Source organism: Parerythrobacter lacustris (assembly GCF_024626475.1).
GTDB lineage: Bacteria > Pseudomonadota > Alphaproteobacteria > Sphingomonadales > Sphingomonadaceae > Parerythrobacter_A > Parerythrobacter_A lacustris.
On sequence record NZ_JANKHH010000001.1, the window covers coordinates 554814 to 571565 of the forward strand.

Here is a 16752-nt window from a genome sequence, read left to right on the forward strand (position 1 = left end):
CGCCTGCTACGCCGACTGCGTGAAATCCCGCCGGGTCCAGCGAGGCATTTCGCGGGGCTGCAGCGGGCGGTTGATCAGCGCCTCGGGGAATGCCGCCAGCGCATGGCCGATCTTTTGCAGCTTCGAGGTGTGGACCCGGTGGTCCCACGCCGCAGTCCCGCGCCGCCGCACCTCGAGGCCGATCGCGGTGTAGATGAGTGCGGCGGTCAGGATCGCCCAGCGGCTGCGGAACGGCAGCCGCGCCGCGCCGAGGCGCGATGCGGCGGCGTGGGTCTCCATCAGCGCGACGAGCCGCTCGGCCATGTCGGACAGTTCCTGCCGGTGGTGCGGCTTCATATGCTGACCGGGCTCGATGTCTTCCTCGACCAGCCATTCCACCGGAATGTAACAGCGATCCGCCGCATCGTCCTCCGCGATGTCGCGCGCGATATTCGCAAGCTGGAAGGCGAAACCGAGGTCCGCCGCGCGATCAAGCGTGTCCGCTTCGTCCGAACGCACGCCCATCACCTTGGCCATCATCACCCCGACCGCGCCCGCGACGTGCCAGCAATAGCGCATCAGGTCGCGCTCGCTGCGCGGACGCCAGTCTTCCGCGTCGAGATCGAACCCGGCGATCACCGCATCGGCGTCGGCCAGCGTCAGCCCGCATTCGGCAGCGACGAGTCCGAAGGCATCGAACGCCGGGTCGCCGGTCTGTTGCCCGTCGAGCGCGCGCTGCGTCAGGATGCGGAGAGACTTGACGCGGGCCGCGATGTCCGATTGGTCGCCCAGCTCGCCGCCGAGATGCTGCCCGTCGGCGATGTCGTCGCACCTTCGGCACCAGGCATAAAGCAGCCACACCCGCTCGCGCGTGGTGCGGTCGAACAGGCGGCTGGCGGCGTGGAAGCTCTTCGATCCCTGCTTGATCGCGGCATGCGCCTGCTCGACGAGTAGCGCGCGCTCGCTACTCACAAATCGTCCGCCTTCATGCGGAAGATCGGCGTGTGCGGCTGGTAGGTGACCATCTTCGCGAGCAGGCCCGCCAGAGTATCCGCCGCGATCAGGATGTTCTGGTGCACCGGGCGCACGAAACCGACCTCGGCCATCTTGCGGTTGAAGGCGAGCAGATCGTCGTAGAAACCGAAGGCGTTGAGCAGGCCGACCGGCTTGGTGTGGTAGCCGAGCTGCGACCAGCTCATCGCTTCCCACAGTTCGTCCATCGTGCCGACCCCGCCGGGGATGGTGACGAAGCCGTCGGAGAGGTCGGTGAAGCGCTGCTTGCGCTCGTGCATCCCGGAAACGGTGAACAGCTGCGTGCAATCATGGTTGGCGACTTCGCTGTTGGCCAGCGCGTCGGGGATCACCCCGATCACCTCGCCACCCGCCGCCAGCGCTCCCGCAGCGACCGCCCCCATCAGCCCGAGCCTGCCGCCGCCATAGACCACCCCGATCCCGCGCTCGGCGAGGCCTTGCCCGACCTCGCGGGCAAGCTCGATGTAGCGCGGATCGGCGGGGGTCGCCGACCCGCAATAGACGGCGAGGCGGTTCATGGCTTCTCTGTGCCTTTTGGTTCTTGATCGGCTCTTTCATGTTCTAACCACCCTTCGCAAAATGGGCAGTCACCATGCCAAATCACCCGGATTCTTTGATTGATACTTAGCGCAAGAAATCGCAGGTAGCCCTCTTCTAGCCGATGTCCGCCACAATATTTACACTTGGCGCGAAAACCGACGGCCCAGAACACGAAACCGCTGAAAAAAGCGACAGAAAACATGATTGTTGCCGCTGGCGGTTCCAAGAACTCGAGCGCCAGAAACATAACTACAAACGTCGATGCAAAGAAATATGGTGATGCATTGTAGAATCTTTGCCATCGATCCATGCGATGAGACTCCTCGTCGCCGTTCATCGCGCCAAATCCTCGATCATCAACCCCGCTGTCGCCTTCGCGCTTCCGACCACGCCCGGAATACCCGCACCCGGATGCGTCCCCGCGCCGACGAGGTAGAAATTGTCGATCACGTCGTCGCGGTTGTGGCCGCGGAACCAGGCGCTTTGGGTCAGCACCGGCTCGAGGCTGAAGGCGCTGCCCAAATGCGCGTTGAGGTCGCTCGCGAAGTCCTTGGGCGCGTAGTGGAACTTGGTCACGATGCGGTCGTGGATGTCGGGGATCAGTCGCCGCCCGACCTCGTCGAGCACGCGCTTCTCCAGCACTGGGCCGACCTCATCCCAGTCGACCGCCAGCTTGCCCATGTGCGCGACCGGGACCAGCGCGTAAAAGGTGCTCTTGCCCGGCGGCGCCATGCTCGGATCGGTCACCGTCGGATGGTGCAGGTAGATCGAGAAATCGGCCGGCAGCACGCCGTTGTCGTAGATATCCTCCAGCAGCCCTTTGTAGCGCGGGCCGAACAGGATCATGTGGTGCGGGATGCCGGGCCAGCTGCCCTCGAGCCCGAAGTGGACCACGAACAGCCCGGGGCTGAAGCTCTTGCGCTTAAGCTTGGCGGCGTATTCCGCCCCGCGCGCGCTGCCCTTCAAGAGGTCGCGGTAGCTGTGCATGATGTCGGCGTTGGAGGCGACCGCGTGGAACTTCTCGCGCCGGCCCGAGGCGGTTTCGACCTCGGTCGCGCGGGTGCCGATGCAATGCACCTGCACCACCGGATCGCCGACGATCATCGTGCCGCCGAGCCGCTCGAAATGGCGGATCATCCCCGCGATCAGCCGGTTGGTGCCGCCGCGCGTCCACCACACGCCGCCATCCTTCTCCAGCTTGTGGATCAGGGCGTAGATCGCGCTGGTCTTCATCGGGTTGCCGCCGACCAGCAGCGTGTGGAAGCTCAGCGCCTCGCGCAGTTTTTCGCTTTTCACGAAACTCGAAACCATCGAATAGACGCTGCGCCATGCCTGCTTCTTGACCAGCGCCGGCGCGGCCTTGATCATCGACTTGAAATCGAGGAACGGCACCGTGCCGAGCTTGACGTAGCCTTCCTCGTAAACCCCGGCGGAGTATTCGAGGAACTGCGCATAGCCCGCGACATCCGCCGGATCGAGCTTGGCGATCTCGGAATTGAGCTGCGCCTCGTCGTTCGAATAGTCGAAATTGGTCCCGTCGGGCCAGTTGAGGCGGTAGAACGGGCGCACCGGCATCAGCTCGACATCCTCGGCCATGTCGTGCCCGGACAGCGCCCACAGTTCCTTCAGGCAGTCGGGGTCGGTCACCACGGTCGGCCCGCCGTCGAAGGTGAAGCCGTCACGCTCCCAGAAATAGGCGCGCCCGCCGGGCTTGTCGCGGCCTTCGATTACGGTCGTCGCGATGCCAGCCGATTGCAGCCGCATCGCCAGCGCCATCCCGCCGAAGCCCGATCCGATGACGCAGGCGGTCCTGCTGCCGGTCTTCACCATATCCTGTTCGTTCGTCATGCCTGTTCCCTGTCGGCCACCAGCGGCGCGCCCTTGCCGAGCAGCGCGCCGATGGCTCTGAAAATAGATACGGGCGGCTTGCCGGTTAGGACGCGCGCCTTGTCTGCCAGATGCGATTGTCCGGCGTAAAACCGCTCGATCAGCCCCGGGCTGAGGCGATAGAAGCGCTGGAAGATGCGGTAGCGTTCCTCCGGCCGTGCCGCCCCGAACAGCATCGAGCCGAGCATGCGGTAGAACCCGGTGCGCGACCAGTGGCGGCGCGCCCTGGCTTCGAGCAGCGCGGCGAGCTGTTCGCCCGGCAGTTCGGCATCCGCGGCGATCGCCAGCGCATTCTCGACCGCGAAGGGCAGGGTGTAGCTGGTCAGCGGATGGACGAAGCCACCGCGCGCGCCCGCCAATGCAACGCCTTCGGTGCGCAGTTCGGCCTGATAGGCGGCGAAATCGCCCCCGGTGATCACCGGCAGCACGCCAGTTTCCCCGCCGACAATCTCGCCCTGCAGCCTGTGCGCGTCGAGGTAGCGGTCGATCCGGCCCGACAGCGCGCTGCGGTCAAGCACCGGGGAATCAGCGTAATAGGTATCCTCGACGAACAGCTCGCTCGCACCGAGAGGTAGGACGTAGACGAAACGGTAGGCCCCATGCTGGCTGACCGCCGCGTCCATGATCACCGGCTGCTCGATCCCGTGCGGGCGCGGGGTGCGGACATGGCGGCCCATGAACACTTGCCACCCGCCGCGCAGGTGCCGGTTGGGAGAAGCGTCGCGGCAATCGATCACCGCGCGGGCGGAAATGCGCGCGCCGTCTTCGAGTGTCACACCCTTCGCATCGAGGGTTGCAACGCGCTTGCCGGTGTGGATCGTATCCTGCGACAGCTCGCGCCGCAGCGCCGCATCGAAATCGGGCGAGGCGAGCGAGTTATAGCGCGAATCCAGCCGCCGGCGATAGGCAGGAAAGCGGACGGAATAGCCGTTCCACCGGGTCTTGCGAAACCCGGCGAGGAGTTCTCTTCCGGCGGCATCGAGATCATCGTCGAACCAGCTCCACCGGTGGTTGCCGCCGAGCGCTTCGCCCGCTTCGAGCAGCGTGACCTGCATTTCGGGATGCTGCCGCCGCAGCGCGAGCGCGATCAGCCCGCCCGCGAGGCCACCCCCGACGATGGCGATTTCGGTCCGTCTGTCGCTGGTGCGTCCGTTCATCGCGCCATGCCCTAGGGGGCAATGCGGAACGGGGCAATCATGCAATCGGCGCCGCCCGTCTACCGGTCGTCGCATTTCTCGAAATGGGCGATGGTCGCCGGTTGAACCGACGCATCGATCCGCGCATGGTCCTCCGGCGGATAGTCCTGATTGACCAGCTTGTGCTGCAACGCGGTCACCTCGGGCTGGATCCTGCTGAAGGCGCGGGCCCAGTCTTCGCTGGAGAATAGGCGTGTCAGTTCCTTCCGGTCTTCGGGCGACAGCGCGAGGATGCCTCGCAGGGCGCTGGTGCGGGTATCTCTCTCGAGCGAACCCCGACTGATCGACATGTCTTCATTGCTCACCACGTCGGCGATGACATTGTCGGCGCTGATCCCGAGTTGGAGGGTGTAGACGAACCGCTTGCCGAGCGGCGAGGCGAAGAACCCGGCACCCCCGGCTGCCTCTTCCCTGCTCAACCGCCGGGCGAACAGCTTGTGCAACGCGGTACGGTAATCGAGATTGTCACGCTGGTGCAGTTCCCACATCACAGGGCGCGCAGCCTCGGCCATCGTGCTGATCAGCCCGGGACATTCGGTTTCGAGCGCCACCATTTCCTCGTCGGCTTCGAGGACACCTTTGAAACCAATCTGTATCGCGATCTCGAAGCTCTGCTCGCTGAGCGCATCGTCAGTGAGGGTTGTGGCGAGCCTCAGATACTCGTCGGTTTCGTCCTGCGCCATGCCGGGCGTGGTAAGCAGCAGGGCAGCACACGCTGCGAGGAACCGGAATTGCATGATTTTTCCCCGAGAATCGATTTGCGCGATATTGCCGCTCGCCGTTCCTGTGGCAAACCCAATTGCGTGGATCATCCCCTCAAGCCCCACCGCAATGCCTGGATCGCCGCTGCGGCGCTGTGCCTCGTCACCCTCACGGTGCTGTTCGCGATGGGACGCCCGCCAATCTGCACCTGCGGGACGGTCGAGCTGTGGTACGGCGACATCAACGCTGCAGGCAACAGCCAGCATCTTTCGGACTGGTACACCCCCAGCCACATCATCCACGGCATGCTGTTCTTCGGGCTGGCGTGGATGCTGTTCGTCAAATGGCAGATCGGCGGAGCGGGAGCGGCACGGTGGGGCTATCCGCTGGCGGTGCTGCTCGAGGCGTCGTGGGAAGTGCTCGAGAACACCCCGATGGTGATCGACCGCTATCGTTCGGTCACCGTCAACTGGGGCTACTCCGGGGACAGTATCATCAATTCGATGGCGGATATCGGGTGGATGAGCCTCGGCTTCTGGCTCGCGATGCGGCTGCCGGTGAAAGTAACCGTCGCGCTGGCGCTGGCGATGGAAGTGCTGACGGCGGTGGTGGTGCGTGACAATCTGACGCTCAACGTCGTGATGCTGGTGTGGCCGGTGGAAGCGATCGCACAGTGGCAGGCCGCCGGCTGATCGCGCACTGCGCCGGAACTTGAGCCCATCCGGGCCGTTGCACCGGCAAACAATCCAAAGGATTATCATGCGACTTGCATATTACCCGGCGCTTGCGCTGGGCCTCGCCTCACCCGCGCTCGCGCAGGACGGCCCTCCGGTCGAGACCGAGACCGCCATGCCGCCCATAGGCGAAACTGTGTTCGACGGTGACTGGCTGAGCGTCGGCGTCGGCGCGGCCTATTCGCCGAGCTACGACGGTTCGGACGATTACGTCGTCTCGGTGCTGCCGATCGTGCAGGGCTCGTTTGCCGGGGTCGATCTCAACCCGCGTCCGGGCGGGCTGGCGCTCGACTTCGTGCCCGATGCGGCGGATGGTCCCGGCTTCGACTTCGGTGTTGCGGCACGGATCCGGGGCAACCGCGCGAGCGATATCAAGGATCCGGTGGTCGCCAGCCTCGGCGAACTCGAAACAGCGATCGAGGTCGGGCCGACCGCAGGGGTGAGTTTCCCGCGCCTGCTCAATCCCTATGACAGCCTGAGTTTCAACGTCGATGCGCGGTGGGATGTCGCCGGGGCGCACAAGGGCAAGGTGATCGATCCCTCGGTAACCTACTTCACCCCGCTCAGCCGCGGCGCGATCGCGTCGCTTTCGCTCGGCGCGGAATATGCCGATGGCGACTATGCCGATTACTACTACTCGATCGATGCGGCGGACAGCGCAACCAGCGGGCTGGCGCAGTTCGACGCGGGCAGCGGCTTCACCAAGGCCAGCGCCACGCTGCTGCTGGGCTATGATCTCGACGGCGATGCGACCAATGGCGGGCTCGCACTGGTCGGCATCGGCGGCTATTCGCGCATGCTTGGCGATGCCAAGCGCACCCCCTTCACCAGCGTGCGCGGCGATGCCGATCAGTGGTTCGTGGGCGCCGGGATCGGCTACACCTTCTAGGACAGTGGCAAGCTATCTGGCGCGGTATCCTGCCGGAATCTGGTCCGCCGGGCACCACCGCATCGGCTGACCGAATTCCTCGTGCATGGTGCGGATTCGCGTTGGCGACATGACGTCGACCACCGTCTGCCAATCTTCCAGCAGCAAGCCCTCGCGGATCCGCGAGACCTTGCCCAGCGGATCGAGGAAATTCTCGTCCTCGGTGCCGGGACGACCGCCGCGCATAAGGCCGAAGCGCTTGCCGTCGTAGAACACCACCTCGAAGCCGGGGTTGCCGCAGGAATTGCCCTCGACGACATAGTGCCCCGGAACGATATTGAGCGGGGCGACGGGTTGCTGGCCCGCCGCCTGCTGGCTCGCCGCCGCCCCGGCAACGCCCGAGCATTGCGCGGTGAGCGATCGGATCGCAGCGGAAGATCCGCCGAGCGACAGCGGGGTGAGGCTTTGCCACTCGCCGCCCCCGTCGCCGCTCGCAATGACACCGAGCATGTCATCCTTGCCCGACATCAGCGAGAGCACCACCTCGTCCACCTCGCCGCTGAAATCGTTTCGCCCCGGCTCCTGCATGAGTTGCTGATTGCCGTCGATATTGTCGGTGTAGCCGGTAAAGGTCATCATCAGCGGCTGGCCTGCTTGCGGCGGCACCATTCCGCTGCCCGGGACCACTGTCATATAGATCCCGCCGCCGGGGATGCAGCGCAGGCCCACGGCGGTGATTTCCGGATGGTCGACGACTGCCGCTATGGCCCCGTCGCCTTGCCCCGCAAACTGCCAGCGCGCGGTGTGCTGCGGCGGCTCGACAAAGGGATCGCCATCCATCCCGTTCTGGTGGGCGGCATAGTCGGCATCGGTCCAGCGATAGGTCCTGACCGTGTTCCATTCGGTTCTGTTCCACGCCAGAGTCCGGATGCAGACTTCTGCGCCCACACCGCCGCAGACACTGCCGTGGACCGACAGTTCGAGCGCGGGTTCGCCGTTCGGGAGCTTCACCGCGTCCCAGCCGCGCACATTGTCTTCGAAGATCGGGGTCAGCCCGCGGCGGCCCGAACCGAGGATCACCGTCGAGCATCCGGCAGTGCCGCAATAGGCACTGCCGCTTTCGGGCGCGTTGTCGGCAAAACGCAGGATCTCGGGCACCTGGCAGTCCCACGCGCCGTAATCGATCACCCAGTCCGGCTTGCCGTCGCCGGTGACTTCGGTCTGGATCGCGAAATTCGCCTTGTCGGGGATGAACTTGCCGCCGCCGTTGCGGCACTGGCTCTTAAACTCGTTGTAGATCTGGCGGACCTCCGCCGGCCAGGAGGCGGAATTGTCCTGCGGCGGCGTCTGGGCCTGGGCCGACAGTGCGACCCCGGCAATTGCGGCCAGAACCAAACCCGTGCGCATCATCGGCATCTCTCCCCCAACGGTGGGCGGCGGGAGATCGAATCACCCCGCGCGCCCGGAAAAATCTCGCGATACGGGGAGGTTGCCGCCGAGCGGACCAAGTCGCAAGAGGGAATTTCCCCGATGTGCCGAGGCTTGCGCACGCGCGGCCCGACGGGCATCACCGATCCCGATAACAGGGAGAGTTACCACATGCGCCTGCCCAGCCTGCTCGCCGCCACCGCGCTTGCCGCCATCGCCAGCCCGGCGCTGGCCGACACCACCATCATCCACGCCGGGGCGGTTATCACCGATGCTGCCAGCAACCCGACCGGCCCGGCGACAATCACCGTCACCGACGGGCGCATCGTCAGCATCGTCGACGGGTTCCAGCCGACGCCCGAAGGCGCGACCATGGTCCACCTGCCCGATCACACGGTGCTCCCCGGGTTGATCGACCTCCACGTCCACCTGACCGGCGATCCGGGCGGCGATTTCTGGAAGGAAGCGACCGAGCCCGAGGAGTGGGGCGTGGTGCTGGGGGCGAAGAACGCGCGGCTCACCGTGCTCGCCGGCTTCACTACCGTGCGCGAGGCGGGGAGCGCGCAGCACACCGCCTTCTCGCTCCGCCGGGCCACCGCCGAAGGGCTGATGCCGGGGCCGCGCATTATCGCCGCCGGTCCCGCGCTGGCGATCGTCGGCGGGCACGGTGACACCAACGGCTTCCGGCCGGAGGTCAACGCGGTGCTCGACACCGGCTACACCTGCACCGGCCCGGTCGAGTGTGCGGAGAAGGTTCGCCTCGCCAGCCAGAACGGGGCCGACGTGATCAAGATCACCGCCACCGGCGGTGTGCTCAGCCAGCAGGGCCGCGGGCTCGAGGCGCATTTCTCGGCCGAAGAAATGAAGAGCATCGCCGACACCGCGCATTCGCTTGGCCTCAAGGTGATGGCGCATGCCCACGGCGCGCGCGGGATCGAGGCGGTGGCGAAGGCGGGGATCGATACGGTCGATCACGGCACCTATCTCGACGAGGCCGCCGCCAGGGCCATGCGCGACAACGGCACGGTGCTGGTGCCCACGCTGATGGCGCTGCAGGGCGTCTCCGAAGGGCTGGGCAAGGGCGTCTACACACCGGTGGTCGAGGCCAAGATCCGCGCGGTTCAGCCACTGATGGCGACGCTCGTCTCGCGTGCCCGGGCGAACGGCGTGACGATCGCGTTCGGCACCGATTCAGGCGTCTACGAGCATGGCCGCAACGCCGAGGAATTCGCGTTGATGAAGGCGCAGGGCATGACCGACCGCGAAGCGCTGGCGAGCGCGACCACCGTGGCCGCCAGGGTCTTGTCGATGGAGAACGAGATCGGCAGACTCGCCCCCGGTTATTCGGCGGACATCATCGCGGTGAAGGGCAACCCGCTGACCGATGTGACGGTGCTGGAAAACGTCGACTGGGTGATGGCGCGCGGGCGGGTGATGGAGTGAGGCGGCTTCCGCACCGCTTTGTGAAAACGTGACCGGTCGGCGGCTTCCTTGATAAACTCCTTTTCGGGAAACCGGGATTTTCGCCATTTCGGAACCGGGATTACTGACGGGCGTATGAATTTCTGTTCGGGAATTCAGGAGTCGCTTCGATGTTTCAGGCAAATCGTTCCGTAATCGCCAAATCGCTCGCCACCCTCATGGGCGCAGGTTTCCTCTTTACCGCCCAGCCAGCGGCGGCGCAGACCGTCACTGCGGTGCCGTCGTCGATCAAGACGCAGTACAACATCACCTCTCCGTGGTACACCAAGTACGTCGATGCCTGGGGTGTGCCGGTGCTCGGCTCGGCCAATGTCAGCAACGCCGCGCTGCTCAAGGCTCGCGCCAACATGCAGAACACGCTGCGCACCTATCCCTACTGGCCGGTTTCCGAATTGCAGGCGAAGAAGGTCCGCGTGGTGATCGTCGCCCGCAACGAGAAAATGAGCAGCATCCCGGAGGTGAAGGCGATGTTCGGCACCTCGCTGGACGACCGGTACTGGGGCGGGTTCGGGGCCACCACCTCGCTCCCCATCACCGCCGGGACCGAGGCCAATCTGATCGACAATTACGGCAGCGAGAATGTGTTCGTGCACGAGTTCGGCCACACCATCATGGATATGGCGATCTCGATCATCGATCCCAACTTCAACACCGAACTGACCGCGGCCTACAACAACGCCAAGAGCAAGAACCTTTGGGCCAACACCTACGCGATCTCTACGCGCAGCGAATATTGGGCGGAAGGCATGCAGTCCTACTTCTCGGTCAACTACAACGGCCCGACCGGCGGCGACGGGGTGCACAACCAGGTCAACACGCGGCCCGAACTGCAGACCTACGATCCGATGCTCTACGCCCTGCTCAACCGGGTCTATCAGGGTCAGACGCTGATCAACTGAGCTGTCTCAATCGGCAGCGACGGGCGAGCGGTGAAGGGCGAACGCGTCCCACGTTGCTCGCCCTCCTGTCGATGGCTTCGCGCCGTTGGTCGACGACGGGGCGAACGGCGGATAGATGCCCGCTATCGCAATCACGCAATTCAGGCGGGCGTCATCACGGCATGATCACACCCGTCGCATCTGAACGGGGAACATCCATGAAATCGATCCGACTCGCCCTGCTGGCAACCGCTGCCGCATTCGCCTTGCCCGCCGCTCCGGCGCTGGCGCAGACCGCCGAACCGGCCGCCGAACAAACCGCGCCGAAGAGCGAGCACGACAAGCTCCACGCGCTGTTCGCCGAATCCGATGCGCGCGGGCTGGAGATCAATCCGATCGGGCGGCTGTTCCGCGGCGACGACAAGGATGCCGGCAGGCTCGGCGATTTCCTGACCGACAGCAATTTCTACGCCAACCGGCTCGACACCCAGCTCAACCTCGCCAAGCTGGAGCTGATTGATCGCGCGAAGCTGAGCGAGACCGACCAGCTTGCCTACGATGTGTTCAAATACGGCCAGGAATCGGCCCTTCGCGGACAGACCGACGAAATCCGCGCGCTGACCGAAGTGCGCCCCATCAACCACTTCTTCGGCTTTCACACCTTCTATCCCGATCTCGCCAGCGGCGACAGCGCGGCGCAGTTCAAGACGGTGGCGAACTACGAAGACAATCTCGGGCGGCACGACGACTACATCGCGATCACCGACCGCGCGATCGAGCGTTCGCGCGAGGGGATGAAGAGCGGGGTACTCGAAACCAGCCTGACCATCGGGATCGTGATCAAGCAGCTCGATACGCTGGTGACGACCCCGATCGCGGATTCGCCGTTCATGACGCCGGTCAAGAATTTCCCCGAGACGTTCTCCGCCGAAGACAAGACCCGGCTGACCGCCGCCTACGAGGCGAAGACGAAGGAAATCTACGCCGCACACGAGCGGCTGCGCGATTTCCTGCGCGACGAGTATTTCCCGGTCGCCCGCACCAGCGTGGGGCTTAGCGAAATGAAGGGCGGGGCGGAACTCTACAACCAGCTTATCGAGCAGACCACCACCCTGCCGCTGACGGCCGATTACCTGCATGATCTCGGCCTCAGCGAAGTCGCGCGGATCAAGGGCGACCTCGAAGCGATCAAGGCGGAGGTCGGTTTTGCCGGAACGCTCAACGAGTTTTTCGATTACGTCCGAACCGACCCCAAGTTCGCACCGGAAAGCCGGCAGGCGCTGACCGACGATTATTACCGCATCGGCAAGGAAGTCGACACCAAGATCGCCGAGTATTTCTCGGTCCTTCCCAAGACCCCGCTGGTGATCAAGCCTTACGACGAGTCGGTCGAGCAATTCAGCGCGGGCGGTTCGTACCAGCAGGGTTCGCCCGACGGATCGCGCCCCGGCACTTTCTATTTCAACGCTTACGACCTGCCGAGCCGGCTGACGACGGGCAATGTCACGCTTTACTTGCACGAAGGCGCACCGGGGCATCACTTCCAGATCAGCCTCGCGCAGGAAAACACCGCCCTTCCCGCCTTCATGCGCTTCGGCGGCAACACCGCCTATGTCGAGGGCTGGGCGCTCTATTCGGAAACGCTCGGCTACGAGATGGGCTTCTTCGAGGATCCGTGGAACCGCTACGGCACGCTGCAGGACGAACAGCTGCGCGCGATGCGGCTGGTGGTCGACACCGGGCTGCACTCCAAGGGCTGGACCCGCGAACAGGCGATCGACTTCATGCTGGAAAACAGCGGCATGACCCGCACCGAAGTTGTGGCCGAAGTCGAACGCTATATCGCCATCCCCAGCCAGGCGCTCGCCTACAAGGTCGGCGCGCTCAAGATCCAGGAATTGCGCAAGAAGGGCGAAGCGGCGCTGGGCGACCGGTTCGACCTGCGCGAATTCCACAACCAGGTGCTCAACACCGGCGCGCTTCCATTGCCGGTGCTGGAAGCCAAGATCGACCGCTGGATCGCGTCGCAGAAGTAAGGTTGGTTGCCCGCGCGATGGATCGAGGGGTGGCCCGGACACGGTGCCGCCCCTTTTTTTCGTGCTTGATCCGCATCAATGCAGGGCGGATGTTACCATGCGAGTCGCCGGGAGGATGGGAGAGGAGAATCCGCCATGGACGCAATGGTCGAGATGCAAGGGTATACGCAGGCGACCCATGTCGATGTGATCATCGTCGGCGCGGGGATATCGGGGATCGGGTCGGCGTGGCACCTGCAGGACCAGTGTCCGGGCACGAGCTATGCAATCCTCGAGACCAAGGACACTTTCGGCGGCACGTGGGACACGCATAAATATCCCGGCATCCGCTCGGATTCGGATCTCTACACCTTCGGCTACCGGTTCAAGCCGTGGGTCGGCCCGCCGATCGCCACCGCTGCCGAAATCCTCGCCTATATGGGCGAGGTGATCGCGGAGAGCGGGATCGGCGAGCATATCCATTACGGCCACCGCATCCGCGCCTGCGCCTTCTCGCGCGAGACCAATCGGTGGACCGTCACCGCCGAGCGGCGGAGCGACGGGCAGACGGTGACCTTCACCTGCAACTTCCTGTGGATGTGTTCGGGCTATTACGACCACGAGAACCCCTATATCCCCGACTGGAAAGGGGTGGAGGTTTACAAGGGGCTGTTCGTCCACGCGATGCAGTGGGACCCGGAGACCGACTACACCGGCAAGCGCGTGCTGGTGATCGGATCGGGCGCGACCGCCGCGACGGTGATCCCCGAATTCGCCAAGAGCGCGGCGCATGTCACCATGCTCCAGCGCAGCCCGACCTATTTCTTCTGCCATCCCAACCAGAACGAACTGGCCGACCGGCTGCGCGAGATCGGGATCGACGAGCCGACCATCCACCGCGTGGTGCGCCAGCAGATCCTCTACGACCAGGACGCGCTGACCCGGCGCTGCATCGAGGAGCCCGATGCGGTGTTCGACGAGCTTAAGGAGCTGGTGCGCGGTTATGCCGGGCCGGACTTCGAGTTCGAACCGCATTTCACGCCCCGATACCGCGTGTGGCAGCAGCGGCTTGCCTTCTGCCCCGACGGCGACGTGTTTCAGGCGGTGGCAGCGGGCAAGGCGAGCGCGGTGACCGACACGATCGACCGGTTTACCGAGAAGGGCGTCCTGACCGGTTCGGGGCAGGAGATCGAGGCGGATATCATCGTCGCCTGCACCGGCTTCAACCTCTCGGTGATGAGCGACATGGCGGTCAGCGTCGACGGCCAAGCGATCGACTGGCACGATACGCTGACCTATCGCGGGATGATGTTCACCGGAGTGCCCAACCTCGTGTGGGTGATGGGCTATTTCCGCGCCAGCTGGACGCTGCGGGTCGACATGATGGGCGATTTCGTCTGTCGCCTGCTCGCGCATATGCGCGACAAGGGCGTCGCGCGGGTCGAGGTCGAGCCGGTCGATCCGGCAATGGAAGCGCGGCCGTGGATCGAGGCGGACAATTTCAATCCGGGCTATCTCCAGCGCGGGATGACGACGTTGCCCAAGGCGGGCAGCGATCCCGCGTGGCGCCACACGCAGGACTACTGGGTCGAGAAGGATGAATTCCCGCAGATCGACCTGGACGGAGCGGAATTCCGCTACGCCGGTGAAGTGGCAAGGGCGCGCGAAGCGGAGCCAGCCTGAGGACAGGGTTGACGTTACGGCACGATTTACAGCGCGCCCGCGCTGCGCCACACCGTGCGCCATGACCAAGAAAACGATCTGGTGGAACGACGAGCTCCCCCCGCTCGACCCGATGACCCGGCTGGGCGACGGCTGCATGCCCGGTTTCCTCGGCATCGAATTCCTCGAAGCGGGCGACGACTGGATCAGCGCACGGATGCCGGTGAACGAGCGCACCCAGCAGCCGTTCAAGCGGCTGCACGGCGGGGCCTCGGTCGCGCTGGCGGAAACTGTCGGATCGGTCGCCGCGAGCTTCTGCATCGACCGTGAGAAGCATGTCGCGGTCGGGCTGGAAATCAACGCCAACCACGTCCGTCCGGCGTATCAGGGCTATGTCACCGCCACCGCCACGGCGGAAAATATCGGGCGCACGACGCAAATCTGGTCGATCAAGATCCGGGACGAGAACGGCAAGCTGGTGTGCATCTCGCGCTTCACCGCGGCGGTCATCCCGCTCGACCGGAAATAGCGCGGGTGTAACCATTCGCGGCGCGGGGGCGAAGGACCTTCGTCAGGCAACAGGGGGCCAGCCATGGAATTCACACCGCACCGTTCCGCACAGATCGTCGCCGTCGCGCTCATTTCGATGGTCGTGACGCAGATCGTCTATTTCGCACTCTACAGCCAGGGGCTGGATATCGATCGCCCAATCATCTGGACGGTGGAGGCGGTGGCTTTCCTCGCTATCGCGGTGTTCGCGCTGGTCCCGCTCGCGCGCGGCCGCGACCTGACCGCCGCTTGGGCGGTGATCGCGGTCGGCGGCGTGCTCAACGCGATCCAGGTCGGCATGGGGCTGGCGATGTTTGGCCCGGTGAGCGAGGCGGGCGAGGCGATGGCTCCGGCGTTCCAGTCGATCCTCGCCGGGGCGTTCTTCCTTTATTTCGCGGGCAAGTTCCTGTTCGGCTTCGCCGCGATCGTGATCGGGCTGGGCGCGGTGCGCTGCGGCAATGGGCTGGGCAAGGCGATCGGCGGGCTGGCCGTGCTGGCGGGCGGCGCGGCGATGCTCGCCAATACCGGCGCGATGGCGCGCGGCATGGAGCTGATGCTGCCCGCCGGAGCCACCGGGACGCTCGCCACGCTGCTGCTCGCGCTTGCGATCATCGTGACCGGGCGGCGCGAGGAAGAATAGTCGAACAATACTTCCAGCGCTCTAACCCGCGGTTCGTGCTGGTTTGGGCTTCAATCCGAACATGAACCGGGCGACATTAAAGGGATAGATCAGGAACGCGCAGATGGCAGCCGTTATGGCGAAACTGGAGAGCAGCAGGACGCTCATCTTGACGGCGATCCCTGCGCTCCATTCCACTATATGGAATGCCAGAACGACAATGACTGTCTGATGCAGGATATAGAACGGGTAGATCAACATGTTGGACTTTTGTAGCCAACCGGGGGAGGCCTTGAGATAGCGCTGCGCTCCGCCAATGAGGGTTAGTGCTCCCGTCCACGCCACCAGACTGGCGAGCGCCCACCAGATCGACCAGAGTGTTTCAATTGAGGCGAAAGAGCTGAAATCGAACAGATAATAGACATAAAAGACAATCGATATTGCCGCAAAGGCACCGCCAATTGTCGCCAAGTTATCTCCCAACGTCCGCCACAGCTCAACGCGCTGCGCCAGCAACAAACCCGCCATAAAAAAGAACAGGTAGAAGATCGAGGACGAGAGGTTATCCAGACCTAGATCGTCAGACGGGAAGTAGATTTTCAATCCAATGCGCAGCGCCGCGAGCACCAGGCCGAGCGAAATGAGCCCCACAGGATGGATCAGAACGTAACTTAGCGCATTGATCGCCATCCTGCCACGATCGGACCGAAGTAGCCGATGGAACGGTATGGCGAGCAGCGAGAACACAAACAGATATTCGATAAACCACAAGTGCTGGGTCTCGAGTTCCAGCGCCAGCTCAGGATAGGCCGACCAAAGCGAGGTGAACTCTTCCGGGTTCCGGAAATAGAGTTGCGGAGGAACAATCAGCAGGACGCCAATGGTCAGCGGAATAAGCAGTCGCTTTGCCTTTTCGATCGCAAATCTTCCGGCTGATCGTTTGGCCAGCAGGAGGCTTGCGCCGACCCCGGCGACCATGAACAGGGACGGCAATCGGAACTGCTCGAAATAGACCATGATGTCGTCCAGCAGGCTGCTCGATTCCCTATTCATGATCAACCAGTCGTCACCGTTGAACGGCATGCCGACGTGATGCAGAAAAACCGCGAACACGACCAATACGCGCACCCAGTCAAGTTCGTTGATCCGGTCAGGCCCGTTCTGCATCCTGGCGGCCTCCT

At 64.2% G+C, this 16752-nt stretch carries 16 protein-coding genes; 8 read left to right on the top strand and 8 right to left on the bottom strand.

All coding sequences use genetic code 11. From position 1 onward, the window contains the following. Positions 1-6 precede the first annotated feature (6 nt). The 6 genes from NSO95_RS02765 to NSO95_RS02790 are packed head-to-tail and all read right to left on the bottom strand — an operon-like array spanning position 7 to position 5371. The gene (locus NSO95_RS02765; protein WP_257594614.1) at positions 7-951 is read right to left on the bottom strand and encodes a phytoene/squalene synthase family protein; all 945 of its coding nucleotides are present in this window, start codon (positions 949-951) and stop codon (positions 7-9) included. Next, a complete protein-coding gene (locus tag NSO95_RS02770; protein ID WP_257594615.1) occupies positions 948-1529 on the bottom strand; it encodes an LOG family protein in 582 nt (193 codons plus the stop codon). The genes NSO95_RS02765 and NSO95_RS02770 overlap by 4 nt, the downstream gene beginning before the upstream one ends. Next, positions 1526-1888, bottom strand: a complete 363-nt coding sequence (locus NSO95_RS02775; protein ID WP_257594616.1) for a hypothetical protein — start codon at positions 1886-1888, stop codon at positions 1526-1528. The genes NSO95_RS02770 and NSO95_RS02775 overlap by 4 nt, the downstream gene beginning before the upstream one ends. Next, entirely contained in the window at positions 1885-3399 is a 1515-nt protein-coding gene (locus NSO95_RS02780) for a phytoene desaturase (protein WP_257594617.1), read from the bottom strand. The genes NSO95_RS02775 and NSO95_RS02780 overlap by 4 nt, the downstream gene beginning before the upstream one ends. Next, the gene (gene crtY, locus NSO95_RS02785; protein ID WP_257594618.1) at positions 3396-4595 is read right to left on the bottom strand and encodes a lycopene beta-cyclase CrtY; all 1200 of its coding nucleotides are present in this window, start codon (positions 4593-4595) and stop codon (positions 3396-3398) included. The genes NSO95_RS02780 and crtY overlap by 4 nt, the downstream gene beginning before the upstream one ends. Before the next feature lie 59 nt (positions 4596-4654). Further along, positions 4655-5371 carry a hypothetical protein gene (locus NSO95_RS02790; RefSeq protein WP_257594619.1) on the bottom strand — a complete coding sequence of 239 codons (717 nt, stop codon included), beginning with the start codon at positions 5369-5371 and terminating at the stop codon, positions 4655-4657. Between the two features lie 66 nt (positions 5372-5437). On the opposite strand from NSO95_RS02790, the gene NSO95_RS02795 reads away from it, so the two are divergent. Beyond that, the gene (locus NSO95_RS02795) at positions 5438-6028 is read left to right on the top strand and encodes a DUF2585 family protein (protein WP_257594620.1); all 591 of its coding nucleotides are present in this window, start codon (positions 5438-5440) and stop codon (positions 6026-6028) included. Between the two features lie 67 nt (positions 6029-6095). Further along, a complete protein-coding gene (locus NSO95_RS02800) occupies positions 6096-6959 on the top strand; it encodes a MipA/OmpV family protein (protein WP_257594621.1) in 864 nt (287 codons plus the stop codon). A 12-nt stretch (positions 6960-6971) separates the two neighbouring features. Here the strand turns inward: NSO95_RS02800 and NSO95_RS02805 are convergent, their stop codons facing one another. Further along, entirely contained in the window at positions 6972-8348 is a 1377-nt protein-coding gene (locus NSO95_RS02805; RefSeq protein ID WP_257594622.1) for a hypothetical protein, read from the bottom strand. 189 nt (positions 8349-8537) lie between these two features. Between NSO95_RS02805 and NSO95_RS02810 the strand changes: the two genes are divergently transcribed. The 6 genes from NSO95_RS02810 to NSO95_RS02835 all read left to right on the top strand — a co-directional run bounded on the left by NSO95_RS02810 (position 8538) and on the right by NSO95_RS02835 (position 15592). After that, the gene (locus NSO95_RS02810) at positions 8538-9809 is read left to right on the top strand and encodes a metal-dependent hydrolase family protein (RefSeq protein WP_257594623.1); all 1272 of its coding nucleotides are present in this window, start codon (positions 8538-8540) and stop codon (positions 9807-9809) included. A 149-nt stretch (positions 9810-9958) separates the two neighbouring features. Beyond that, positions 9959-10747 carry a hypothetical protein gene (locus NSO95_RS02815; RefSeq protein WP_257594624.1) on the top strand — a complete coding sequence of 263 codons (789 nt, stop codon included), beginning with the start codon at positions 9959-9961 and terminating at the stop codon, positions 10745-10747. Between the two features lie 197 nt (positions 10748-10944). Continuing rightward, positions 10945-12762 (top strand): DUF885 domain-containing protein, encoded by a 1818-nt coding sequence (locus NSO95_RS02820; protein ID WP_257594625.1) that lies wholly within the window; start codon positions 10945-10947, stop codon positions 12760-12762. 135 nt (positions 12763-12897) lie between these two features. Further along, complete coding sequence (locus NSO95_RS02825; protein WP_257594626.1) at positions 12898-14424, top strand: flavin-containing monooxygenase; 1527 nt, start codon at positions 12898-12900, stop codon at positions 14422-14424. Between the two features lie 61 nt (positions 14425-14485). Then, positions 14486-14932, top strand: a complete 447-nt coding sequence (locus NSO95_RS02830) for a hotdog fold thioesterase (RefSeq protein WP_257594627.1) — start codon at positions 14486-14488, stop codon at positions 14930-14932. 63 nt (positions 14933-14995) lie between these two features. Then, positions 14996-15592, top strand: a complete 597-nt coding sequence (locus NSO95_RS02835) for a thiamine biosynthesis protein ThiC (RefSeq protein ID WP_257594628.1) — start codon at positions 14996-14998, stop codon at positions 15590-15592. A gap of 21 nt (positions 15593-15613) precedes the next feature. Here NSO95_RS02835 and NSO95_RS02840 read toward each other — a convergent pair whose 3' ends face one another. Beyond that, a complete protein-coding gene (locus NSO95_RS02840; protein ID WP_257594629.1) occupies positions 15614-16738 on the bottom strand; it encodes an acyltransferase family protein in 1125 nt (374 codons plus the stop codon). Between the last annotated feature and the right edge of the window lie 14 nt (positions 16739-16752).

Coding starts and splice junctions, on each gene's coding strand:
- NSO95_RS02770 (WP_257594615.1), bottom strand. CDS start 1,529: ATGAACCGCCTCGCCGTCTATTGCGGGTCGGCGACCCCCGCCGATCCG.
- NSO95_RS02775 (WP_257594616.1), bottom strand. CDS start 1,888: ATGAACGGCGACGAGGAGTCTCATCGCATGGATCGATGGCAAAGATTC.
- NSO95_RS02780 (WP_257594617.1), bottom strand. CDS start 3,399: ATGACGAACGAACAGGATATGGTGAAGACCGGCAGCAGGACCGCCTGC.
- crtY (WP_257594618.1), bottom strand. CDS start 4,595: ATGAACGGACGCACCAGCGACAGACGGACCGAAATCGCCATCGTCGGG.
- NSO95_RS02790 (WP_257594619.1), bottom strand. CDS start 5,371: ATGCAATTCCGGTTCCTCGCAGCGTGTGCTGCCCTGCTGCTTACCACG.
- NSO95_RS02800 (WP_257594621.1), top strand. CDS start 6,096: ATGCGACTTGCATATTACCCGGCGCTTGCGCTGGGCCTCGCCTCACCC.
- NSO95_RS02805 (WP_257594622.1), bottom strand. CDS start 8,348: ATGATGCGCACGGGTTTGGTTCTGGCCGCAATTGCCGGGGTCGCACTG.
- NSO95_RS02810 (WP_257594623.1), top strand. CDS start 8,538: ATGCGCCTGCCCAGCCTGCTCGCCGCCACCGCGCTTGCCGCCATCGCC.
- NSO95_RS02815 (WP_257594624.1), top strand. CDS start 9,959: ATGTTTCAGGCAAATCGTTCCGTAATCGCCAAATCGCTCGCCACCCTC.
- NSO95_RS02820 (WP_257594625.1), top strand. CDS start 10,945: ATGAAATCGATCCGACTCGCCCTGCTGGCAACCGCTGCCGCATTCGCC.
- NSO95_RS02825 (WP_257594626.1), top strand. CDS start 12,898: ATGGACGCAATGGTCGAGATGCAAGGGTATACGCAGGCGACCCATGTC.
- NSO95_RS02830 (WP_257594627.1), top strand. CDS start 14,486: ATGACCAAGAAAACGATCTGGTGGAACGACGAGCTCCCCCCGCTCGAC.
- NSO95_RS02835 (WP_257594628.1), top strand. CDS start 14,996: ATGGAATTCACACCGCACCGTTCCGCACAGATCGTCGCCGTCGCGCTC.
- NSO95_RS02840 (WP_257594629.1), bottom strand. CDS start 16,738: ATGCAGAACGGGCCTGACCGGATCAACGAACTTGACTGGGTGCGCGTA.